The organism is Streptomyces sp. NPDC053432 (genome assembly GCF_055585365.1).
On the sequence record NZ_JBVJKF010000008.1, the window covers coordinates 55,750 to 79,138 of the forward strand.

Consider the following 23,389-nt stretch of genomic DNA (forward strand, 5'->3'; position numbering starts at 1 on the left):
CCCGCACCTCGAAGCCGGCGGCCGAGGCCGCGGAGGCCGTCACTCGCTCTCCGCCCGGATCACGTCCAGCGCGTGCTGCAGGTCCGCCGGGTACTTGCTCTCGAACTCCACCCACTGGCCGTCCGCCGGGTGCTCGAAACCGAGCCGCACCGCGTGCAGCCACTGCCGGGTCAGCCCCAGCCGCTTCGCCACCGTCGGGTCGGCGCCGTACGTCAGGTCGCCGACGCAGGGGTGCCGGTGCGCGGACATGTGCACGCGGATCTGGTGCGTGCGCCCGGTCTCCAGCTTGATGTCGAGCAGCGAGGCCGCGCGGAACGCCTCGATCAGGTCGTAGTGGGTGACCGAGGCCTTGCCGTCCTGGGTCACGGCCCACTTGTAGTCCGCGTTCGGGTGCCGGCCGATCGGCGCGTCGATGGTGCCGCTCATCGGGTCCGGGTGGCCCTGCACCAGCGCGTGGTAGCGCTTGTCCACGATCCGCTCGCGGAACTGGTTCTTCAGCGAGGTGTACGCCCGCTCCGACTTGGCGACGGCCATCAGGCCGGACGTGCCGACGTCGAGGCGGTGCACGATGCCCTGGCGCTCGGACGCGCCGGAGGTCGAGATCCGGTAGCCGGCGGCGGCGAGCCCGCCGATGACCGTGGTGCCGGTCCAGCCGGGGCTCGGGTGGGCGGCGACGCCCACCGGCTTCATGATGACGACGATGTCGTCGTCATCATGGACGATCTCCATGCCGGGGACCGGCTCGGCGACGACCTCGACCGGGCGCGCCGGGGCGGGCATCTCGACTTCGAGCCAGGCGCCGCCGTGCACGCGCTCGGACTTCCCGACGACGCTTCCGTCGACCGCCACCTTCCCCTCGGCCGCGAGTTCGGCCGCCTTCGTCCGGGAAAACCCGAACATACGGGCAATGGCGGCGTCGACGCGCTCGCCTTCGAGGCCATCGGGAACGGGCAGGGTGCGGATCTCGGGATTGGTACTCACCCGTCGAGTATGCCTTGTCAGTCCTTGTGGACGGTGCCGTCCGGGTCCAGGCCCCTGAACGACAGCAGCACGATCAGGATGCCGCCGCACACGATCGCCGTGTCCGCGAGGTTGAAGACGGCGAAGTGGGCCGGGGCGATGAAGTCGACGACGGCGCCCCGGAAGACGCCCGGCGAGCGGAAGATCCGGTCGGTCAGATTGCCCAGCGCACCGCCGAGCAGCAGGCCCAGCGCGATCGCCCACGGCAGGCTGTAGAGCTTGCGCGCCAGCCGGACGATCACCACGATCACGGTGGCCGCGATGCAGGTGAAGATGATCGTGAAGGCCTCGCCGAAGCCGAAGGCGGCCCCCGCGTTGCGGACGGCCTCGAACTTCAGCAGGTCGCCGATGATCTCGATCGGCGGCTGGTGCTCCAGCTTTGCCACGACCACCATCTTGCTGCCGAGGTCCAGCAGGTACGCGAGCACCGCCACGACGAGCAGCGCGACGATCCGCCGGCGCCCCTTGGGCTGCGCGGCCTCCGGCTGGGCATCGTCCCCGACCTCCGGCGTACCGATGATGCTCTCCGCCTCTGCCACGTGAGTCCCTCGAACTAGCTCGAACCGGCTTGCTGACCAGACACGAGGGTACGTCAGGCCGCCGCCGGGCCGGCCTCCCACCGCCCGCCCGTTTCCCGGCCGCCCGCCGGCCCTCACGGAGTCAGTGCCTCCGTTCCTGCTTCTGCTTGCAGTCCACGCACAGGGTGGCCCGCGGGAAGGCCTGCATCCGCGCCTTGCCGATGGGCTTGCCGCAGTTCTCGCAGAGCCCGTAGGTGCCGGCGTCCATGCGCTCCAGGGCGCGCTCCGTCTGCTCCAGCATCGAGGTGGCGTTCGCCGCGAGGGCCAGCTCGGACTCCCGGGTGATGTTCTTGGTGCCCGTGTCGGCCTGGTCGTCACCGGCGCCGTCGCCCGAGTCCCGCATGAGGCCCGAGATGGCGACCTCCGAGGCGTCGAGTTCCGCGCGCAGCCTCAGGACCTCCGTCATCAGCTCGCTGCGGGCCTCCTCGACCTCCTGGGGGGTCCAGGGGTCCTCACCCGGCCGTACGGCGAGCTCGCCCGGTTCGGTGACCGTCACCCTCGCCTTGGGCAGTCCGCTCGTGGCGGCCGCGGCCGTCTTCCTGGCCGTGCCGGTGCTCTTCTTGGCAACCACTTTCCGGACTCCCGTCTTCTTCGCGGCCTGCGCCGCCCCCTCGGCTCCGGCCTTCTTGGCCGGTGCCTTGCGCGTGGTCTTCACGGCGGTCGTGTCATCGGCGGCGGAGGCCGTCTTCGCCGCCACGGCCTTCTTGGTGGTGCTCTTGGCGGCGGTCTTCCCGGCAGCGGCCTTCCTGGTCGGCGCCTTCCCGTCCGCGGCGCTCTTCGCCGAGGCCTTCCTGGCCGGCTCCTCCCCGGCGGCAGCCGGTGCGGCAGCCGTCCTGGCAGTACTCCCGGCGGTACTCCCGGCGGTCTTTTTCGCCACCATGGCCGCGGCCCCTTCACATACTGTGATCTTTGCTCGCGAATCGTGCCGGAACGATAAATCGACTCCAGTCCCGCGGCAACGGGGCACGCTTCCGTCGAGGCCAACCTGCATCCGTTGTGCCCAGCAGGGGCCCCCGTAATCCGCCCCACCCGCCCCACCTGGATCCCTTCGGGCCCGTCAGCCCGTTCGGGTCACCCCCGGCGCCCCCGGCTGCCGCCTGCGGGAGCCCGTACGGCGGGCCCGTACGGCAGCCCGTACGAACCCCCGCGCGGCCCCCCGTAAAGCGGTCTGCCGACCACCGCCCGGGCCCGTACACTGGGCCCAGCGAGAGGCATGGATGGGGACGAGTAGCGTCGGACGCAGCCAGGAGCGACCCGGGGACGGTGAGAGCCCGGGGGCGAGCGCGATGCGAAGGATCACCCCGGAGCCGCCGGAAGAAAGCCCGCAGGGCCAGTAGAACCGGCTTCGCACCCCAATGAGGGGGCCACCGGTGCGCCCGGAGGCCAAGGAGGGTGGTACCGCGGGAGCACACAGGCTCTCGTCCCTCCGGACGGAAGTGACACACCGCCGGAGGAAGAGTTCAGCCTCATGACCACACCGCCGCAATACCGCCCGGTACCCGCCCAGGTCGACCTGTCCGCCCTTGAGCACGGGGTCCTCGACTTCTGGCGCGAGAGCAAGATCTTCGCCAAGACCCTGGAGCAGTCCGAGGGCCGCCCCGAGTGGGTCTTCTACGAGGGCCCGCCCACCGCGAACGGCATGCCCGGTGCCCACCACATCGAGGCCCGCGTCTTCAAGGACGTCTTCCCCCGCTTCCGCACCATGCGCGGCTACCACGTGGCCCGCAAGGCCGGCTGGGACTGCCACGGCCTGCCGGTCGAGCTCGCCGTCGAGAAGGAGCTGGGCTTCAACGGCAAGCAGGACATCGAGGCCTACGGCATCGCCGAGTTCAACGCCAAGTGCCGCGAGTCCGTGACCCGCCACACCGACGCGTTCACCGAGCTCACGACCCGGATGGGCTACTGGGTCGACCTGGACGACGCCTACCGCACGATGGACCCCGAGTACATCGAGTCCGTGTGGTGGTCGCTGAAGGAGATCTTCGGCAAGGGCCTGCTGGTCCAGGACCACCGCGTCGCCCCGTGGTGCCCGCGCTGCGGCACCGGCCTCTCCGACCACGAGCTGGCGCAGGGCTACGAGACCGTCGTCGACCCCTCGGTCTTCGTCCGGTTCCCGCTGACGAGCGGCCCGCTCGCCGGCCGCGCCGCCCTCCTGGTGTGGACGACCACCCCCTGGACCCTGGTCTCCAACACGGCGGTCGCCGCGCACCCCGAGGTCACCTACGTCGTCGCCACGAACGGCGAGGAGCACCTCGTCGTCGCCCAGCCCCTCCTGGCGAAGGCCCTCGGCGAGGGCTGGGAGCCCACCGGCGAGTCCTTCACGGGCAAGGAGATGGAGCGCTGGACGTACGAGCGTCCGTTCTCCCTGGTCGAGTTCCCCGAGCCGGCCCACTACGTCGTCAACGCCGAGTACGTCACGACCGAGGACGGTACGGGTCTGGTCCACCAGTCCCCCGCCTTCGGCGCCGACGACCTCGCGGTCTGCCGCGCCTACGGCCTGCCCGTGGTGAACCCGGTCCGCCCCGACGGCACCTTCGAGGAGGAGGTCCCGCTGGTCGGCGGCGTCTTCTTCAAGAAGGCCGACGAGAAGCTGACCGCCGACCTCGACGCGCGCGGCCTGCTCTTCAAGCACATCGCCTACGAGCACAGCTACCCGCACTGCTGGCGCTGCCACACGGCCCTGCTCTACTACGCGCAGCCGTCCTGGTACATCCGCACCACCGCCGTCAAGGACGCGATGCTGCGGGAGAACGAGAAGACGAACTGGTTCCCGGACTCGGTCAAGCAGGGCCGTTTCGGCGACTGGCTGAACAACAACATCGACTGGGCGCTGTCCCGCAACCGCTACTGGGGCACCCCGCTCCCGATCTGGCGCTGCGAGGAGGACCACCTCACCTGCGTCGGCTCCCGCGCCGAGCTGAGCGAGCTGACGGGCACGGACCTGTCGGCCCTGGACCCGCACCGCCCGTACATCGACGACGTGACCTTCACCTGCACCGCGGAGGGCTGCGCGCACACGGCGGTCCGCGTGCCGGAGGTCATCGACGCCTGGTACGACTCGGGCTCGATGCCGTTCGCGCAGTGGGGCTACCCGTACAAGAACAAGGAGATCTTCGAGAAGCGCTACCCGGCGCAGTTCATCTCGGAGGCCATCGACCAGACCCGCGGGTGGTTCTACACCCTGATGGCGGTCGGCACCCTCGTCTTCGACAAGTCCTCCTACGAGAACGTGGTCTGCCTGGGCCACATCCTCGCCGAGGACGGCCGCAAGATGTCCAAGCACCTGGGCAACATCCTCCAGCCGATCCCGCTCATGGACCAGCACGGCGCGGACGCGGTGCGCTGGTTCATGGCGGCCGGCGGCTCCCCGTGGGCGGCGCGCCGCGTCGGCCACGGCACGATCCAGGAGGTCGTCCGCAAGACCCTCCTCACGTACTGGAACACGGTCGCCTTCCAGGCCCTGTACGCCCGTACGTCGAACTGGGCGCCCTCCGCGGCCGACCCGGCCCCGGCCGACCGCACGGTCCTCGACCGCTGGCTGCTCTCCGAGCTCCACACCCTCGTCTCCGAGGTCACGGACGCCATGGAGGCCTACGACACCCAGCGCGCGGGCAAGCTCCTCTCCTCCTTCGTGGACGACCTGTCCAACTGGTACGTCCGCCGTTCGCGCCGCCGCTTCTGGCAGGGCGACGCGGCCGCGCTGCGCACGCTGCACGACGTGGTCGAGACGGTGACCCGACTGATGGCCCCGCTGACCCCCTTCATCACCGAGCGGGTCTGGCAGGACATGGTCGCTCCGGTCACCCCGGAGGCCCCGGAGTCGGTGCACCTGTCCACGTGGCCCGAGGCGGACGCCACCCAGGTGGACCGGACCCTGTCCCAGCAGATGCTCCTGGTCCGCCGCCTGGTCGAGCTGGGCCGCGCCACGCGCGCGGAGTCGGGCGTCAAGACCCGTCAGCCCCTCTCCCGGGCCCTGGTCGGCGCGGTGGGCTTCGAGGCACTCTCCCCCGAGCTGCAGGCGCAGATCACGGAGGAGCTGAACGTCTCCTCGCTGGCCTCCCTCTCCGAGGTCGGCGGCTCGCTGGTCGACACGACGGCGAAGGCGAACTTCCGGGCGCTGGGCAAGCGCTTCGGCAAGGGCGTCCAGGACGTGGCGAAGGCGGTCGCGGCCGCCGATGCCGCGGCCCTCTCCCTGGCCCTGCGCGCGGGCTCCGCGGTCGTCACGGTCAACGGTGAGGAGGTCACGCTCACCCCCGAGGAGGTCATCATCACGGAGACCCCGCGCGAGGGCTGGTCGGTGGCGTCCGACTCGGGCGCGACGGTCGCCCTGGACCTGGAGATCACCCCGGAGCTGCGGCTGGCGGGCCTGGCGCGTGACGCGATCCGCCTGATCCAGGAGGCCCGGAAGAACTCCGGCCTCGACGTGGCGGACCGCATCGCCCTGCGCTGGTCCTCCTCGGACCCGGAGGTCGTGTCGGCCCTGACGGACCACGCGTCGCTCATCGCGGACGAGGTCCTGGCCACGGACTTCGCCTCGGGCGACGCGGACGCCACGTACGGCGAGGCCTTCACGGACGAGCCCCTCGGCCTGACGTTCCGCCTCCGCAAGGCGTAACGCCCGGCCCCTGTGGCCCGGCCCCCGTCACGGGGTCCGGGCCACACACGTTTCCCGCCTCGAACGCCGACGAGGCTCATCAAGCCCCGCCGCCGTCTGCGGCGCAGGGGCCCGGGGACGGAGCCCCGCCTCAAGCCCCGCCGGCGTTCGAGGCGCGGGGTCCGGGGGCGGAGCCCCGACCCAAGCCCCGCCGACGTCTGCGGCGCGGAGGCCCGGGGACGGAGCCCCGCCCCAAGCCCCGCCGACGTCTGCGGCGCGGAGGCCCGGGGACGGAGCCCCGCCTCAAGCCCCGCCGGCGTTCGAGGCGCGGGGTCCGGGGGCGGAGCCCCCGGGAAACGGAGAAAGGCGGGGCGGGGAGCGGCTCCGCGCAGCGGCACCCGCCACCCCCGCCCGCCCGCACACGGCACGCAAACGGGCCGGGCCCGGTGCCCCCGAAGGGGAACCGGGCCCGGCCCGTGAAGGCGACTGCCGACAGACGCGGCGGCGGCGCCTAGTTGTCGTCCTCGTCGATCAGGAAGCCCCGCATGGGCGACGGCGCCTGCATCGGCTGCGGAGCCGCCGGCCGGACCGGAGCCATCGGCTGGGTCATCGCCGGGGACATCTGCTGCTGGCCGCCGTAGGACGGGCCGCCCATCGGCGAGGGACCGCCCATGGGGGACGGGCCGCCGCCCATCGACGGGCCGCCCATGGAGTGGCCCATGGCGCCGGCCGGAGCCATCGACGGGGACGGCGACGGCGGCAGCGCCGGACCGGCCGGACCGCGCGGCGGGGCGAGCGAGTCGTCGGCCTGGGTCTCCAGCTGGCGCAGCTGCGACTCCAGGTAGGACTTCAGACGCGTACGGTACTCACGCTCGAAGCCCCGCAGGTCCTCGACCTTGCGCTCCAGCGTGGCGCGGGCGGACTCCAGGGAGCCCATCGCGACGCGGTGCTTCTCCTGCGCGTCCCGCTCCAGCGCGTCGGCCTTGGCGCGGGCGTCCCGCTCCAGGCCCTCGGCGCGGCTGCGCGCCTCGCCGACGATCTTGTTGGCCTCGGAGCGGGCCTCGGCGATCGCCTGGTCGGCGGTCTGCTGCGCCAGCGACAGGACGCGGGCGGCGCTGTCGCCACCGGGACCCTGCTGCGGGAGCTGCTGCTGCGGCTGGCCCATCGGCTGCATCGGCTGGCCCATGCCCTGCATCGGCTGGCCCATCGGCTGCATCTGCTGGCCCATGGGCTGCATCTGCTGGCCGAGCGGGTTCTGGCCGCCCATGGAGGGCTGGCCCATGCCCTGCTGACCCATGCCCTGCGGTCCGCCCATGGGGTGCTGCTGCATGGGGCCGCCCATCGGGCCGGGACCCTGCGGTCCGTGTCCGCCGGGGCCGGCCGGAAGCTGCGGCGGGCCGCCCGGAAGCTGCGGCGGACCCATCTGGGGCTGCTGCGGCGGGCCGGATATGGCCGCGGGCACGGGGGCGCCGGGGCCACGCTGGTCCTGGGGCTCGGGCTTGCGCATGCCCTGCTGCTGCTGGTTCTGCGCGGCGGCACGCGTGGCGGCAGCCAGCTTGGCGCGCAGGTCCTCGTTCTCGCGCAGCAGGCGCGTCAGCTCGGACTCGACCTCGTCGAGGAAGGCATCGACCTCGTCCTCGTCATAGCCTTCTCGGAGGCGGACGGTCGTGAACTGCTTGTTCCGCACGTCCTCGGGAGTCAGCGGCATGTCTTCTTCACCTCTACGTAGTCGTCGGCAGTCGGCAAGACCGTATCGGGACTGTCCCCGCGCGCGCGGAGAAGCTCATCGTTCACACGCTTCTCGCAGCGGTGCTCACGAAGCTGATGAGGATGTAAACGATGATCATCAGAACGAAGAAGGACAGGTCGAGTGCCACGCCCCCGAGACGCAACGGCGGGATGAACCGCCGAAGAAGCTTGAGCGGTGGATCGGTAAGAGTGTAGGTGGCCTCCAGGACGACCACCATCGCCTTGCCCGGTGCCCATGAACGTGCGAACTGGAACACGTAGTCCATGACCAGCCGGAAGATCAGCACGATGAGGAAGCACATCAGCGCGATGTAGACCACCTGCAGTGCGACGCCCATCCCGCGCTTCCCTCTCCCCGTTTCCCGCTCTGTTCCCGGTCCCGTATCTGACGGATCGGTCTAGCTTTGGTTGAAGAACCCGCCCTCCGCGATGCGGGCCTTGTCCTCCGCCGTGACATCGACGTTAGCAGGCGACAGCAGGAACACCTTCTGTGTCACGCGTTCAATGCTGCCGTGCAGACCGAAGACGAGTCCGGCGGCGAAGTCCACGAGACGCTTCGCATCCGTGTCGTCCATCTCCGTGAGATTCATGATCACCGGAGTGCCCTCACGGAAGTGTTCCCCGATGGTACGGGCCTCGTTGTAGGTCCGGGGGTGCAGCGTCGTGATGCGGTACGGCTCCCGCTCGGAGACGACCTTGGGCATGATCACGGGGGCGTTCTTCTCCAGGTTCGAGCGGTCGGGTGTGATAGACGCCACGGGGGCGATTCGCGCAGGACGTCCATTTTCAACAGGGATTGAGACGGGTTCGCGCTGCGGCGGGGGCTGTACGACTCGTACCGGTTCGTCCGGTACGGGCGTTTGATGCACGGGCTGCTGTCGGCGATCCCGGTCCCGGGCCACGCGCTCCGGTTCCGGCTCGGGCTCGAACTCGTCGTCGGGGTCGTACCCCGGGTTGTCGTACCGGTCGTCCTCCACGAGGCCGAGGTAGACCGCCATCTTGCGCATCGCGCCGGCCATTCTCTGAGTCCTCCGCTCTGTGGTGGATCGCCCTGTCGCAGGTGCCGCCGTGTCACGAATGTCACCAACTGCCCGCGATCCACGTGGCCCGCCCGCCCATTTGCGGGAATGACCATATTTTCTGCTGTGGTTCGACTTTCTTCGCGACGTTACCCGAGGCGGGGTCTCGCGCCGAGTACCGCAGTGCCGACGCGTACATGTGTCGCACCGGCCGCAACGGCCTGCTCCAGGTCTGCGCTCATCCCGGCCGACACCATCGTGGCAGCAGGATGGTCCGCGCGCAGGCGGGATGACAATTCCATCAGCCGCTCGAAGGCGGCCTGTTCGCGTCCCGCGTACTGCCCGGACAGCGGAGCGACCGTCATCAGCCCGTCGATCCGCAGCCCCGGCGCCTTCGCGACGAGGTCCGCCAGCTCCGCCAGCTGCTCCGGTGCCGCGCCGCCGCGGGACCCGCGCTCCCCCGACTCCGCGTCGAGGGCGATCTGCACGAGGCAGCCGAGCTCGCGCCCCGCTCCCTCCGCGGCCGCCGAGAGGGCGGTCACGAGCTTCGGGCGGTCGACCGACTGCACCACGTGCGCGTATCCCGCCACGGAACGGACTTTGTTGGTCTGCAACTGTCCGACGAAGTGCCAGTTGAGCGGCAGATCCGCGCAGGCCGCGGCCTTCGGCGCGGCGTCCTGGTCACGATTCTCCGCAACATGACGGACGCCCAGCTCCGCCAGCAGTCGTACGTCGCTCGCGGGGTAGGTCTTGGTGACCACGATGAGGGTCACCTCGTCCCGCTCGCGTCCCGCCGCCGCGCAGGCGGACGCGATGCGCTCCTCCACCCGCTCCAGGTTACCGGCGAGTTCCGACTTACGATCCGTCATCAGTCCAACCAGACATATCCGGCAAGCCGCCCGGTCACCCGGTCACGGCGGTACGAGTAGTGGTCCCTCGACTCCAGTGTGCAGACCGGGGAACGGTGGACGTCCACCACCCCCGCCTCGGCGAGCTGCGCGTGCACCCCGGCGACCACGTCGACGGCCGGCGTCCCCCACCTGGTCTCGGCCCGGGCGGCCGGCACCGCTTCGGCGACGGCCTCCCGCATCTCGGCGGGCACTTCGTAGCAGCGTCCGCAGATCGCCGGTCCGGTACGGGCGGTGATCCGGGCGGGCTCGGCGCCGAGGGAGACCATGGCCTCCAGGACGGCGGGCACCACTCCGGCGACCAGTCCCGGCCGCCCGGCGTGGGCGGCGCCCGCGATCCCGGCGACGGGGTCGGCGAGCAGGACGGGCGTGCAGTCCGCGGTGAGCACGGCGAGGGCCAGCCCCCGACGGGCGGTCACCACCGCGTCCACCGCGGGGACTGCGGAGTCCCCGCCCCAGGGGCCGGGGACCACGGCGACGTCCCGGCCGTGCACCTGGTTCATCCAGACCACGTGGTCCGGCTCCAGGCCCAGGGAGTTCGCGGCGAGTGCCCGGTTCGCCAGAACGGCGGCCGGGTCGTCTCCGACCGCGCCGCCGAGGTTGAGCTCTTCGTACGGAACGGCGCTCACTCCGCCCCACCTGTCGGTGAAGGCGAAGTGGGCGCCGCCCACGTGGTGCTGCTCCGGTGTCACTTCAAGAAGTCCGGTACGTCCAGTTCCTCGGCCGGGCTGTCCTGGTACGGACGGGCCGTGGGGACCTGCGGCGCGGGGGGCTCGACCATGGCCGGGGCCGGCTCGACCGGGACCGGGGGCTCCTCGCGCGGCGGGACCGTGCCGAGTCCGCCGAAGGCCGGACGGACCGGCTCCGGGGCGCGGACGGGGGCCGGGGCCGGCTCGTCGCGCTTCGTGGAAGCGGCGCCGATGACGTTGTCCCGGCGGGCCGGGGGCTGTCCGCCGTCGAACCCGGCCGCGATGACGGTGACCCGTACCTCGTCGCCGAGCGCGTCGTCGATGACGGCACCGAAGATGATGTTCGCCTCGGGGTGCGCGGCCTCGCTCACCAGCTGCGCGGCTTCGTTGATCTCGAAGAGACCCAGGTCCGAGCCGCCGGAGATGGAGAGCAGCACGCCGCGGGCGCCGTCGATGGACGCCTCCAGCAGCGGCGAGGAGATCGCCATCTCGGCGGCGGCCACGGCGCGGTCGTCGCCGCGGGCCGAGCCGATGCCCATCAGGGCCGAGCCCGCCTCGGACATCACGGACTTGACGTCGGCGAAGTCGAGGTTGATCAGGCCCGGGGTGGTGATCAGGTCGGTGATGCCCTGGACGCCGCTGAGCAGCACCTGGTCGGCCGACTTGAAGGCGTCCAGGACGCTGACCTGGCGGTCCGAGATGGACAGCAGGCGGTCGTTGGGGATGACGATGAGGGTGTCGACCTCTTCGCGGAGCTCGGCGATGCCGTCCTCCGCCTGGTTCGCGCGGCGCCGGCCCTCGAAGGTGAACGGCCGGGTGACCACACCGATCGTCAGGGCGCCCAGCGAGCGCGCGATGTTGGCGACGACGGGTGCGCCGCCGGTGCCGGTGCCGCCGCCCTCGCCGGCGGTCACGAAGACCATGTCGGCCCCCTTGAGGACCTCCTCGATCTCCTCGCGGTGGTCCTCTGCCGCCTTGCGACCGACGGCCGGATTTGCTCCGGCGCCGAGGCCCCGGGTGAGTTCACGGCCGACGTCGAGCTTGACGTCGGCGTCGCTCATCAACAGCGCCTGCGCGTCCGTGTTGATGGCGATGAACTCGACGCCCTTGAGACCGACCTCGATCATTCGGTTGATGGCATTGACACCACCGCCGCCGACACCGATGACCTTGATGACTGCGAGGTAGTTCTGCGGTGCTGCCACGTCGAAGGCCTCTCGCCTCGATTACGTGTCGTCGCCTCGCGGTCTGCGTTGCGACGACTGATGCCGAAATAGGGACGGTCCGAACGCGCCGACCCGAACCCTCACCCTGAAGTTTAGGGTTAGGGGTGTGCCTGTTCCTCGGACTCTTCCGAACAGGACACTAAGTCGACAAGTAGCGCGTGTTCAACGAACACGCCGAACCTCCCGTTTTTCTTTTCACCCTATGTGATCACCCGTATCGCTGGCCAACCAGGGTGCTCCGCTGTTCGACCGGGAGTCAACTCCCGGACACCGCAGGGGCGGTGGGAACGCTCACGTCGAAGTGACCGGCCTTGGGCGCGGCCTTGAGCAAAGCGGTCAGCGCGCGCCCCTTCGCTTCGCTCTGCTCACCGCTCCCCCACGTCACGGACCGCCCCCCGGTGAGCTCCAGGACCACCGAATCGTACGAACCCACCTTGACCTGCACCGTCTGCTTCGCGACCGGCTCCGGGAGGGCTCCCGCGATGAGCACGGCCTCGCGCAGCAGCCGTTCCTCGTCGAAGCGGCGGGCGCTCGGGGAGCCTCCCGCGTTCAATTCGAGGACCGGGACACCGGCCGGCGCTTTCGGAACCGTGTCGAAACGCACACCCGCTGCGTCCACTTCCACGAAGTTGGCGTCCTTTTTGATGAGCAGGACCGGTTTGCGTTCCGTCACTTTCAGCCCGATTCCGTGCGGCCAGGCCCGCACCACGTCGACCGAATCGATGCGGGGCAGACGGCCGCGGACGCGGTCGGCGATCTCGTCGGTGTCGACGCCGACGAGGGGCGCGCCGACCGGCACCGCCGCGGCGGCGACGACCTGTTCGGGGGTCAGCACCTCGGTGCCGGCGGCGGTGACCTTCTCGACGCGCAGCCAGGAGGAGCCGTAGAGCACCCACATGCCGCCCCCGGCGAGGAGCAGTGCGGCCGCGAGGGCGGCCAGCAGCACGGGGCCGCGGCGCAGGCGTGCGCCGGGGCCCCGCGGGCCGGACCGCTTCCCGGGCTCGGACGCCTTGGGCGGCTTGGGTGTCCTGGGCGCCCTGGGGGGCTTCGGAGAGCCGGTGCCACCCTTGCGGGCGGGCCGGTCAGAGCCCGGGTTGCCGCGTTGCGCGGTCGTTGCTCCGGCCACTCCTGTGCCTCCTGCCTCAGGCGCTCCTGTGCGCCGCGATCGCCTCGTACACCATCCCGACCAGCAGCTCGTCGGCGTCCCTGCGGCCGAACTCGCCTGCGGCTCGGGACATCTCGTACAGGCGGTGCGGGTCGGACAGCACCGGCAGGACCTGGCCGAGCACCCACTCGGGCGTCAGTTCCGCGTCGTCGACGAGCAGGCCGCCGCCGGCCTTGACCACCGGCTGGGCGTTGAGCCGCTGTTCGCCGTTGCCGATCGGCAGCGGGACGTAGGCGGCGGGCAGCCCGACGGCGGAGAGTTCGGCGACGGTCATCGCGCCCGCGCGGCACAGCATCATGTCCGCGGCGGCGTACGCGAGGTCCATCCGGTCCACGTACGGTACCGGCACGTAGGGCGGCATCCCGGGCATGTTGTCGACACGCGGCAGTTCGTTCTTCGGACCGACGGCGTGCAGGATCTGGACGCCGGCGCGCTGGAGGTTCGGGGCGACCTGCTGGATCGTCTCGTTGAGGCGGCGGGCGCCCTGCGAGCCGCCGGAGACCAGCAGCGTCGGCAGGTTGGGGTCCAGACCGAAGGCGGCGCGCGCCTCGAGGCGTACGGCGGCCCGGTCGAGAGTGGAGATGGAGCGGCGCAGCGGGATGCCGACGTAGCGGGCGCCGCGCAGCTTGCTGTCCGGGGTGGAGACGGCGACGGCGTGCGCGTAGCGGGAGCCGATCTTGTTGGCCAGACCGGGGCGGGCGTTGGCCTCGTGGACGATGATCGGCACCCCGAGCCGCTTGGCCGCGAGGTAGCCGGGGAGGGCCACGTAGCCGCCGAAGCCGACGACGCAGTCGGCCTTGGTGCGGATCAGGATCTCCTCGGCGGCCTTGATGGTGCCGCGCAGCCGTCCGGGGACGGTGATGAGCTCGGGCGTGGGCTTGCGGGGCAGCGGGACGGCGGGGATCAGGCCCAGCTCGTAGCCGCGTTCCGGCACCAGGCGGGTCTCCAGTCCGCGCTCGGTGCCGAGGGCGGTGATGCCCACTGAAGGGTCCTGCCTGCGCAGGGCGTCCGCGAGGGCGAGCGCCGGCTCGATGTGGCCGGCGGTCCCCCCACCGGCGAGTACGACATGCACCGAAATTCACCGCTCTCCGGACGGACGCCTCTTGACGCGCCGTCTCATCGACTTCCATCTCACCCCGGTCCGCCACCAGCCCGTCTTCGGCTGTCGCATCGCCAGGGCCGCGCGCGCCGCCGGCTCCTCCCGCGCGAAGGCGATGAGGAGTCCGACCGCGAACATGGTCGGCAGCAGGGCCGACCCTCCGTAGGAGAACAGCGGGAGCGGGACACCGGCGATCGGCAGCAGGCCGAGCACCGCACCGATGTTGATCACGGCCTGGGCCGTGATCCAGGTGGTCACGCCTCCCGCGGCAAACCGTACGAAGGAGTCCTCCGTGCGTCCGGCCACGCGGATACCCGCATAGCCTAGAGCCGCGAACAGGGCGAGCACCGACAGCGTCCCCGCCAGACCCAGTTCCTCCCCGGTGATGGCGAAGATGAAGTCGGTGTGGGCTTCGGGTAGTTGGCCCCATTTTTCCACACTGGCACCCAGCCCGGAACCAAACCATCCACCGGATGCGAGGGCGTAGATCCCGTGGACCGCCTGCCAGCAGAGGTCGTTCTTGCCCGGGTCCGTCGCGCCGATGCACTCCAGCCGGTCCATCCGGTGGGGGCTCGTCTTGATGAGCAGGGCGACGATCGCACCAGCGAAGACCAGCACCCCGACGAACATCCGCGTCGGCGCCCCCGCCAGCCACAGCAGGCCGAAGAGGATGGCGCCGAGGATCATCGCGGTGCCCATGTCCCCGCCCAGCATGATCAGCCCGAGCAGCAGGAAGGCCACCGGGACCAGCGGCACCAGCAGGTGCTTCCACTGGCTGAGCAGCCCCTTGTCGCCCTTGCGCGCCAACAGGTCGGCGCCCCACAGGATCAGTGCGAGCTTGCCGAACTCACTGGGCTGCAACATGAACGGACCGCCAAGGGAGATCCAATTCTGGTTGCCGTTGATGGCCACCCCTATCCCGGGGATCTGGACGAGGACCATCAGGAAGAGCGTGCCGGCGAGCACCGGATAGGACAGCGCCCGGTGGAGTTTGACGGGCATCCGGGAGGCGGCGAACATCAGCCCGGTGCCGATGAGGGCCGCGAGGAACTGCTTCTTGAAGAAGTAGGCGTCGCCCAGCCCGAGCTGGAGCGCCTTGATCATGGAGGCCGAGTAGACCATCACCAGGCCGAGCACGGTGATGAGGAGCGAACTGCCGAAAATCAGGTAATACGCCGTAAGCGGCCGGTCCCAGGCCCTGCGCAACTTCCGCTGCGTACGCCGGAAACCGGCCAGCGGCCCGCGCCCGGCGGGCCGCTTCGGGGTCACCGCCGGGCGCTTGCGGCCCTGCGCCCTCACGGCGGAAGGCCGCCGCCCCGGCAGCATCTGCTTGGCCGGCATCTGTGATCATCCCCTCCACTCGTACGGAGCGAGCCGCCGGCCGGAGGGAACCGCTCCCGGAGCCCCCGGCTCAGGCCGTGTTCGCGTCGCTCCCGGCGGCCAGTTCACGCACCGCGTCTGCGAACGCGTCCCCACGCTCGTTGTAGTTCGCGAACATGTCCATCGAGGCGCAGCCGGGCGCCAGCAGGACCGTGTCGCCGCGCTCGGCGAGCCGGGCCGCTTCCCGGACCGCTGCGAGCATCGCCCCAGTGTCGGTCCGGTCGAGGTCGACGACCGGGACCTCGGGCGCGTGTCGCGCCAACGCCTCGGCGATCAGCGCCCGGTCGGCGCCCATCAGCACGGCGGCGCGCAGCCGCTTCGCGGCCTTGCGGACCAGCTCGTCGAAAGTGGCGCCCTTGGCGAGGCCGCCGGCGATCCAGACGACCGGCTCGAAGGAGGCGAGGGAGGCCTCGGTGGCGTGCGTGTTGGTGGCCTTGGAGTCGTCGATGTAGGTGACCCCGTCGACCTCGTCCACGTACGCGACGCGGTGGGCGTCCGGGCGGAAGTCGCGCAGCCCGTCGCGGACCGCACGCGGCTCCACGCCGAAGGCGCGGGCCAGGGCCGCCGCGGCGAGCGCGTTGGCGATGTTGTGCGGGGCGGGCGGGTTGACGTCCTCGACGTGCGCGAGTTCCTGGGCGTTCTTCTGCCGGTTCTCGACGAAGGCGCGGTCGACGAGGATGCCGTCGACGACACCGAGCATGGAGGGACCCGGGGCGCCGAGGGTGAAGCCGATGGCGCGGCAGCCCTCTTCGACGTCGGCCTCCACGACCAGGTCCTCGGTGGCCTTGTCCGCCACGTTGTAGACGCAGGCCACCGTGTTGCCCTCGTAGATCCGGCCCTTGTCGGCGGCGTACGCCTCCATCGAGCCGTGCCAGTCGAGGTGGTCCGGGGCCAGGTTGAGCACGGCCGCGGAGTGGACGCGCAGCGAGGGCGCCCAGTGCAGCTGGTAACTGGAGAGCTCGACGGCGAGTACGTCGTACGCCTGCTCGCCGAGGACCACGTCGATGATCGGGGTGCCGATGTTCCCGACGGCGGCGGTGCGCAGCCCCGCGGCCTTCAGGATCGAGGCCAGCATCTGGGTGGTGGTGGTCTTGCCGTTCGTCCCGGTGATGGCGAGCCATTCGGCCGCGCCGGCGGTGCCCGGTGCACCGCCCGGGGCGCCCTTCGGGGCGGCCTGGGCGCGGGCGGCGCGGAGCTCCACACCCGCTTCGCGCAGGCGCCAGGCGATCTCGACGTCGCCGACGACGTCCACACCGGCCTTGGCCGCCTCCAGGAAGAGCGGGCTGTCCGGCTTCCAGCCGGGCGAGGTGACGACCAGCTCGGTGCCCTCGGGGAGGGTCTCGCCCGCGTGCCCGCCGCTCTCCAGGCGGCCCAGGCGGACCTCGATGCCCAGCTCCGCGAGCTCGGCGGCCTTCGCGCGGTGCGCGTCGCCGTCGCCGTTGTCGACGACGGTCACGGCGGCACCCAGCCGGGCCAGGGCCCGGGCGGCGCTGATGCCGCTGATGCCCAGGCCCGCGACGGTGATCCGGCCTGGCAGACCGAACCGGCCCAGGGCATCGGGGCCGAGCGCGTCGGCCAGGTCGGTGGTGCTCACTTGTCGGCTGCCCATCCCGCGTAGAAGAGGCCGAGTCCCACGATCACGCACATGCCCTGGATGATCCAGAACCGCACGACGACGAGGACTTCGGACCAGCCCTTGAGTTCGAAGTGGTGCTGCAGCGGTGCCATCCGGAAGACGCGCTTGCCGGTCAGCTTGAAGGAGCCGACCTGGATGACGACCGACATGGTGATGAGGACGAACAGGCCGCCGAGCAGGGCGATCAGGAACTCCGTGCGGGAGCAGATCGCGAGGCCGGCGAGCGCGCCGCCGAGCGCCAGCGAACCGGTGTCGCCCATGAAGATCTTGGCGGGCGAGGTGTTCCACCACAGGAAGCCGAAGCAGGCGCCCATGAGGGCCGACGCGACGACCGCCAGGTCGAGGGGGTCGCGCACCTCGAAGCACGCGTTGGGGTTGGTCAGCGTGGCCGCGTTGGCGCAGGACTCCTGGAACTGCCACACCCCGATGAAGGTGTACGCGCCGAAGACCATCACCGCGGCGCCGGTGGCCAGACCGTCGAGGCCGTCGGTCAGGTTCACGCCGTTGGACATGGCCAGGATCATGAACAGCGCCCAGACCACGAACAGCACCGGTCCGATCGACCAGCCGAAGTCCGTGACGAACGACAGCTTGGTGGAGGCCGGGGTGAGCCCGCGCGAGTCCTTGAACTGCAGTGCGAGCACCGCGAAGGCGATGCCGACGATCAGCTGGCCGGACATCTTGGCCTTGGCGCGCAGACCGAGCGAGCGCCGCTTGACGATCTTGATGTAGTCGTCCAGGTAGCCGACCAGGCCCATGCCCGCCATCAGGAACAGGACGAGCAGGCCCGAGAAGGTCGGCTCACTGCCCGTGATGACCTTCGTCAGGACGTACGCGACGATCGTGGCCAGGATGAAGGAGATACCGCCCATGGTGGGCGTTCCCTTCTTGCCCGCGTGGCCGCGGGGGCCGTCGTCGCGGATGAACTGGCCGTAGCCCTTGCGGGCCAGCAGCTTGATGAGCAGCGGGGTGCCGATGACAGTGAGGAACATGCCGATGACACCGGCGAACAGGATCTGCCTCATCGGCCGGCGACCTCGCCCTCGAGCAGCGCCAGCGCCACCCGCTCCAGACCGACCGACCTGGAAGCCTTCACCAGCACGACGTCCCCCGGGCGCAGTTCACTGCGCAACAGGTCGACCGCCGCCTGCGCGTCGGACACGAGCACCGACTCCTCACCCCACGAACCCTCGTTATATGCGCCCAGTTGCAGCCAGGACGCTTCCCTGCCCCCGACTGCGACGAGCTTGCTCACGTTGAGCCGGACGGCGAGCCGTCCCACCGCGTCGTGTTCGGCGAGCGATTCGTCACCGAGTTCGGCCATGGGACCGAGCACCGCCCACGTACGCCCCCCGTTCGCCCTGGCCGGGCCGCCCATCGCGACAAGTGCGCGCAGTGCGGCCCGCATGGACTCGGGATTCGCGTTGTAGGCGTCGTTGACGATCGTCACACCGTCCGCCCGCTCGGTGACCTCCATCCGCCACCGGGACAGCGTGCCCGCCCCGGAGAGCGCGGTGGCGATCTCCTCGACGGACATTCCCAGTACATGGGCTACGGCGGCCGCGGCGAGCGCGTTCGACACGTGGTGCTCACCGTACAGCCGCAAGGTCACATCGCTGCACCCGGTCGGTGTGTGGAGTGTGAAGGAGGGCTGTCCCGAAGGCGTCATCCGGACCTCGGTGGCCCGGACTTCGGCGTCGTCGGCCTCACCGAACAGGACGGTACGGGCCTTGGTGCGGGCGGACATCGCACGTACCAGAGGGTCGTCGGCGTTGAGGACGGCGATGCCGCCCTCGGCCTCGGCCGGGAGGGCCTCGACCAGCTCTCCCTTGGCCTGTGCGATCTGCTCGCGGCCCCCGAACTCGCCGATGTGGGCGGTGCCGACGTTGAGGACGAGGCCGATCCTCGGCGGGGTCAGGCCGGTGAGGTAGGCGATGTGGCCGATCCCGCGGGCCCCCATCTCCAGGACCAGGTGACGGGTTTCGGCGGTGGCCTTGAGCGCGGTGAGCGGCAGGCCGATCTCGTTGTTGAGGGATCCGGGTGTCCACACCGTGGGCGCGTGGGTCTGGAGCACCTGGGCGATGAGGTCCTTGGTGGAGGTCTTCCCGGCGGAACCGGTCAGGGCCACCACGTCGGTGCCGAGCCGCTCGACGACGGCCCGGGCGAGGGCGCCGAGCGCCTTCTCCACGTCCGGGACGACGACGGCGGGCACGCCGACCGGCCGGGCCGCGAGGACGGCCGCGGCTCCGGCGGCGACCGCGCGCTCGGCGTAGTCGTGGCCGTCGACGTGCTCGCCCTCGAAGGCGGCGAACAGGCTGCCGGCCTCCACCTGGCGGGAGTCGATGACCACGGGTCCGCTGATCCGCACCGACGGATCCGGTATGTCGTGGGGCCGCCCGCCGGTGATGTCGGCGATCTCGGCGAGGGAAAGGGCGATCACTGGTTCACCTCGGCCTGTCGGGCGCTGCTCTGCTGGGTCTCGATGGCCGCGCGGAGCACCTCGCGGTCGTCGAAGGGGCGTACGACGCCCGCGGTGTCCTGGCCCTGCTCGTGACCCTTGCCGGCCACCAGCACGGTGTCGCCGGGCTCGGCGCGCGCGACGGCGGCGGCGATGGCCGCGGCCCGGTCGGCGTCCACGAGGACGGTGCCCCGCTCGGCGGCCGGCACGGACACCGCGCCCTCGAACATCGCGGCAAGGATCTTGAGGGGGTCCTCGGAGCGCGGGTTGTCGGAGGTCAGGACGGCCACGTCGGCGTACCGGGCGGCCGCGGCGCCCATCGGGGCGCGCTTGGTGGTGTCGCGGTCGCCGCCGCAGCCGAGCACGATGTGCAGCTTGCCGGTGGTGACCTCGCGCAGCGCGCGCAGGACCGACTCGACGGCGTCCGTCTTGTGGGCGTAGTCGACGACGGCCAGGTACGGCTGTCCCGCGTCCACCCGCTCCAGCCGGCCGGGGACCCCGGGGACCGCGGCGATGCCGTCGGCGGCGGTCTGCGGGTCGAGGCCGGCGGCGGCGAGCGTGACGATCGCGGCGACGGTGTTGGCGACGTTGAACGGGCCGGGCAGCGGCGCGGTGGCCCGTACGCGCTGTCCTCCGGGGCCCAGCAGGGTCAGCGTGGAGCTCGCCGGCCCGAAGACCACGTCCTCGGCGCGCCAGTCGGCGGCCGGGTCACCGACCGCGGAGAAGGTGACGACCGGGACGGTGGCCTCCTTGGCGAGGCGGCGGCCGTACTCGTCGTCGAGGTTGACCACGCCCAGGCGGGCGCGGCGGGGGGTGAAGAGCCCCGCCTTCGCCTGGAAGTAGTCCTCCATGTCGGTGTGGAACTCCATGTGTTCCGGGCTCAGGTTGTTGAAGACGGCGACGTCGAAGACGCAGCCGTCGACCCGGCCGAGCACCAGGGCGTGGCTGGAGACCTCCATGGCGACGGCCTCGACCCCGCGTTCGCGCATGACCGCGAAGAGCGCCTGGAGGTCGGTGGCCTCGGGGGTGGTGCGCTCGGACTTGATGCGCTCGTCGCCGATGCGCATCTCGACGGTGCCCACGAGCCCTGTGCGGCGGCCCGCGGCGCGCAGGCCGCCTTCGACGAGGTACGCCGTGGTGGTCTTGCCGGAGGTACCGGTGATCCCGATCTGGAGCAGGTCCTCACCGGGACTGCCGTAGACGGCGGCGGCGAGCTCGCCCATCCGGGCGCGCGGGTCGTCGACGGTCAGGACGGGCAGTCCGGTGGCGGCCGCGCGCTCCTCCCCCGCGGGGTCGGTCAGCACGGCGGCCGCGCCGAGGCCCGCGGCCTGGGCGGTGTAGTCGGCGCCGTGGGTCCTGGCGCCGGCGAGGGCCGCGTACAGGTCGCCCGGGCGGACGGCACGGGAATCGTGCGTGATGCCGGTGATCGCCGCGTCGGCCGGCTCGGGCAGCCCCAGCAGGGCTGCCAGCTCGCCGAGCGCGGTCGGGCGGACGGACGCGGGCCGCGGCGCTCCCGGCGGCACTGCCGGGGCGTCCTTCTGGGTGGTTCTGGGCTGATCAGCGTGGGGCACGGCGGTGAGCGTACCGGGCGCGGCGGGCCGCCCGCGAAGTGAGGGCCCGGCCTCCGCGCCGTCGGCCGACTGGTTCCCTGGTTTCGGGGTGATCGTTGTCACTGATGGTGCCTCACGCTTTTCGGGCCGGGACGGCCGGTCACCGGCCCGGCTGCGCAGCGGGCTGCTGGCCGGGTTCGTAGGTGACCGGAAGTCCGGCGGGGGCGGATCCTGTGGGGGCGACTTGGAGGGTCTTGAGGGCGAACTCCATGACCTTCTTGTAGATGGGGCCGCAGATCTGGCCGCCGAAGTAGCTGCCCTTGGTGGGGTTCTGGATGGCGCAGTAGACGGTGATGCGGGGGTTGTCGGCGGGCGCGAACCCGGCGAAGGAGGCGGTGTAGCCCTTGTAGCGGCCGGTGGCCGGATCCACCCGGTTGGAGGTGCCCGTCTTGCCGCCGACCCGGTAGCCGGGGATCTTCGCCTTGGTCCCGGTGCCCTCCTGGTCGTCTACCACCGATTCGAGCATCTCGGCCAGGGTCTTGGCGGTCTCCTTGCTGATCACCTGGTGCCGCTCGGGTGCCGGGGCGGGCGTGAAGCGGCCGTCGGGGCCCTTGGTGCCCCGCACCAGAGTCGGCTCGACGCGGACGCCGTCGTTGGCGATGGTCGAGTACACGGAGGCCGCCTGCATGGCGTTGAGGGACAGGCCCTGGCCGAAAGGGATCGTGTACTGCTGGGAGGTGGACCAGTCCTCGGGCTTGGCGAGGATGCCCCGGGACTCGCCGGGGTAGTTCAGGCCGGTGGGCCGGCCGATGCCGAACTTGGTCAGGTAGGAGTACAGGACCCGGTTGGCCTCGGGCTGGGTGGGGCCGAGCTGGCCGGTGGCCAGGATCGTGCCGATGTTGGAGGACTTGGCGAGGACCCCGTTGAGGGTCAGGTACCAGGTCGGGTGGTCGATGTCGTCCTTGAAGAGCCGGTCGCCGCGGTGCAGCCGGTTGGGGACCTCGACGTGCGTCTCCGGCGTGGCCTTCTTCTCCTCCAGTACGGCCGCCATCGACATCACCTTGGCGGTGGAGCCGGGCTCGTACACGTCCTGGAGTGCGGCGTTGCCCATGGCGGCGGAACGGGCCCGGGTCAGGTCGTTGGGGTCGAAGCCGGGGGCGTTGGCCATGGCCAGCACCTCGCCGGTGCGGGTGTCCTGGACGACGACGTAGCCGCGGTCGGCACCGGACTTCTCGACCTGCTCGGCGATGGCGCTCTGGGCGGCCCACTGGATGTCGCGGTCGATGGTCAGCTCGACGTCCTCGCCGGGCACGGCGGGCTTCTCGCTGGAGCCGGCCGTGGGGACCTTGCGGCCGCCGGACTGGGCGTAGGTGATCTCCCCGTCCTTGCCTGACAGCTTCTTGTCGAGGGAGGACTCCAGCCCGCCGGCGCCCTTGCCGTCGGCGTTGACGTAACCCAGTATCCCGGCGGCGAGGTCGCCGTTCGGGTACACGCGCTTGCTGCTGTCCTCCTTGAAGACGCCCGCCAGGACGTTGGCGCCGGGGCCGTTGTTCTTCTTGTCGGCTGCGGCCTTCTCGGCGAAGACCCGCTTGAGGTCCTTGATCTGGTTCCAGACCTGCGGGGTCTGCCGGTGGGCCAGCACCACGTAGCGGGAGTTCTTGGTCCTCAGCTTGGCGGTGAGCGCCTTGGCGTCCGCGCCGAGGATGGGCCCGAGGAGGGCGGCGGCCTGCTCGGGGGCGTCCGGGGCCTTGCTCTCCTGCGGGGTGAACATCTTCGGGTCGGCGGTGATGTCGTAGGCGTCGACGCTGGTGGCCAGGGCCACGCCCCTGCGGTCGGTGATCTCCCCGCGTTCGGCGGCCAGCCTGACACTGGTGTAGCGGTTCTTGGAGGCCTCGGCGGAGAAGGCGGAGGCGTCGACGGCCTGCACCTGGAGCAGCCGGACGACGAAGGCGAGCATGACGAGGGTCAGCCCGACGCTGACGAGGCGCAGCCGGGGGCGGGGACTGCCGAGGCGGATGGTGTGCGGTGTGCGCTGCGGCGCGGGGCGCCGGGTCGCGGGCCGCGACGCGGGCCGCGCCGGGCCGCCGCCGCGCGGCCTCCCGGGCCCCGGTACCCGCCGCGGATCGCGCGGCGCGGGGCTCACAGCGCCACCGCCGCCAGGCCGCGCCGCCGCTGCACGAGCACGTCTGGGCTCCGCCCGGAACCCCTGGGGCTCCGCCCCGGACCCCGCTCCATAAACGCCGGAGGGGCTGGAATTCGGCTCACGCCGCCGGTTACCAGCGACACGACCACCCGCAGGGCGAATCCAGGCGGGGGAC

General features: G+C 71.3%; 18 protein-coding genes. 1 reads left to right on the top strand and 17 read right to left on the bottom strand.

Annotated features, from left to right (window positions below; translation table 11 throughout):
* Window positions 1-39: 39 nt before the first annotated feature.
* From ACZ6Y1_RS15465 to ACZ6Y1_RS15475, 3 genes are all read right to left on the bottom strand, one after another.
* The gene (locus ACZ6Y1_RS15465) at window positions 40-981 is read right to left on the bottom strand and encodes an RluA family pseudouridine synthase (RefSeq protein WP_469628452.1); all 942 of its coding nucleotides are present in this window, start codon (window positions 979-981) and stop codon (window positions 40-42) included.
* A gap of 17 nt (window positions 982-998) precedes the next feature.
* Window positions 999-1,559 carry a signal peptidase II gene (gene lspA / locus ACZ6Y1_RS15470; protein WP_469628455.1) on the bottom strand — a complete coding sequence of 187 codons (561 nt, stop codon included), beginning with the start codon at window positions 1,557-1,559 and terminating at the stop codon, window positions 999-1,001.
* Window positions 1,560-1,680: 121 nt separating this feature from the next.
* Window positions 1,681-2,478 carry a TraR/DksA family transcriptional regulator gene (locus ACZ6Y1_RS15475; RefSeq protein ID WP_469628458.1) on the bottom strand — a complete coding sequence of 266 codons (798 nt, stop codon included), beginning with the start codon at window positions 2,476-2,478 and terminating at the stop codon, window positions 1,681-1,683.
* A gap of 588 nt (window positions 2,479-3,066) precedes the next feature.
* Here ACZ6Y1_RS15475 and ileS point away from each other — a divergent pair.
* On the top strand, window positions 3,067-6,213 hold the full coding sequence (gene ileS, locus ACZ6Y1_RS15480) for an isoleucine--tRNA ligase (protein ID WP_469628461.1): 3,147 nt from the start codon (window positions 3,067-3,069) through the stop codon (window positions 6,211-6,213).
* 490 nt (window positions 6,214-6,703) lie between these two features.
* On the opposite strand, the gene ACZ6Y1_RS15485 is transcribed toward ileS, so the two are convergent.
* From ACZ6Y1_RS15485 to ACZ6Y1_RS15550, 14 genes are all read right to left on the bottom strand, one after another.
* A complete protein-coding gene (locus ACZ6Y1_RS15485; protein ID WP_469628464.1) occupies window positions 6,704-7,900 on the bottom strand; it encodes a DivIVA domain-containing protein in 1,197 nt (398 codons plus the stop codon).
* 82 nt (window positions 7,901-7,982) lie between these two features.
* On the bottom strand, window positions 7,983-8,279 hold the full coding sequence (locus tag ACZ6Y1_RS15490) for a YggT family protein (RefSeq protein ID WP_362299998.1): 297 nt from the start codon (window positions 8,277-8,279) through the stop codon (window positions 7,983-7,985).
* A 60-nt stretch (window positions 8,280-8,339) separates the two neighbouring features.
* Window positions 8,340-8,960: a cell division protein SepF gene (locus ACZ6Y1_RS15495; RefSeq protein ID WP_469628468.1), complete on the bottom strand. Its 621-nt coding sequence runs from the start codon at window positions 8,958-8,960 to the stop codon at window positions 8,340-8,342.
* A 149-nt stretch (window positions 8,961-9,109) separates the two neighbouring features.
* Window positions 9,110-9,829, bottom strand: coding sequence for a YggS family pyridoxal phosphate-dependent enzyme (locus tag ACZ6Y1_RS15500; protein ID WP_469628471.1), 720 nt, complete (start codon window positions 9,827-9,829; stop codon window positions 9,110-9,112).
* Window positions 9,829-10,560 (bottom strand): peptidoglycan editing factor PgeF, encoded by a 732-nt coding sequence (pgeF, locus tag ACZ6Y1_RS15505; RefSeq protein WP_469628474.1) that lies wholly within the window; start codon window positions 10,558-10,560, stop codon window positions 9,829-9,831. Before pgeF ends, ACZ6Y1_RS15500 begins: the two co-directional genes overlap by 1 nt.
* Window positions 10,557-11,762: a cell division protein FtsZ gene (ftsZ, locus tag ACZ6Y1_RS15510; protein WP_469628476.1), complete on the bottom strand. Its 1,206-nt coding sequence runs from the start codon at window positions 11,760-11,762 to the stop codon at window positions 10,557-10,559. Before ftsZ ends, pgeF begins: the two co-directional genes overlap by 4 nt.
* Before the next feature lie 277 nt (window positions 11,763-12,039).
* A complete protein-coding gene (locus tag ACZ6Y1_RS15515; RefSeq protein ID WP_469628479.1) occupies window positions 12,040-12,909 on the bottom strand; it encodes a cell division protein FtsQ/DivIB in 870 nt (289 codons plus the stop codon).
* 16 nt (window positions 12,910-12,925) lie between these two features.
* Window positions 12,926-14,020, bottom strand: coding sequence for an undecaprenyldiphospho-muramoylpentapeptide beta-N-acetylglucosaminyltransferase (gene murG / locus ACZ6Y1_RS15520; RefSeq protein WP_469628482.1), 1,095 nt, complete (start codon window positions 14,018-14,020; stop codon window positions 12,926-12,928).
* A 6-nt stretch (window positions 14,021-14,026) separates the two neighbouring features.
* Entirely contained in the window at window positions 14,027-15,388 is a 1,362-nt protein-coding gene (gene ftsW, locus ACZ6Y1_RS15525) for a putative lipid II flippase FtsW (RefSeq protein WP_469628486.1), read from the bottom strand.
* 70 nt (window positions 15,389-15,458) lie between these two features.
* Entirely contained in the window at window positions 15,459-17,036 is a 1,578-nt protein-coding gene (murD, locus tag ACZ6Y1_RS15530; RefSeq protein ID WP_469628489.1) for a UDP-N-acetylmuramoyl-L-alanine--D-glutamate ligase, read from the bottom strand.
* Window positions 17,018-18,088, bottom strand: coding sequence for a phospho-N-acetylmuramoyl-pentapeptide-transferase (mraY, locus tag ACZ6Y1_RS15535; protein ID WP_376660688.1), 1,071 nt, complete (start codon window positions 18,086-18,088; stop codon window positions 17,018-17,020). The genes murD and mraY overlap by 19 nt, the downstream gene beginning before the upstream one ends.
* Window positions 18,085-19,503, bottom strand: a complete 1,419-nt coding sequence (locus ACZ6Y1_RS15540) for a UDP-N-acetylmuramoyl-tripeptide--D-alanyl-D-alanine ligase (protein ID WP_469628491.1) — start codon at window positions 19,501-19,503, stop codon at window positions 18,085-18,087. Before ACZ6Y1_RS15540 ends, mraY begins: the two co-directional genes overlap by 4 nt.
* Entirely contained in the window at window positions 19,500-21,194 is a 1,695-nt protein-coding gene (locus ACZ6Y1_RS15545; protein WP_469628493.1) for a UDP-N-acetylmuramoyl-L-alanyl-D-glutamate--2,6-diaminopimelate ligase, read from the bottom strand. The genes ACZ6Y1_RS15540 and ACZ6Y1_RS15545 overlap by 4 nt, the downstream gene beginning before the upstream one ends.
* 37 nt (window positions 21,195-21,231) lie before the next feature.
* A complete protein-coding gene (locus tag ACZ6Y1_RS15550; RefSeq protein WP_469628496.1) occupies window positions 21,232-23,214 on the bottom strand; it encodes a peptidoglycan D,D-transpeptidase FtsI family protein in 1,983 nt (660 codons plus the stop codon).
* Window positions 23,215-23,389: the final 175 nt, after the last annotated feature.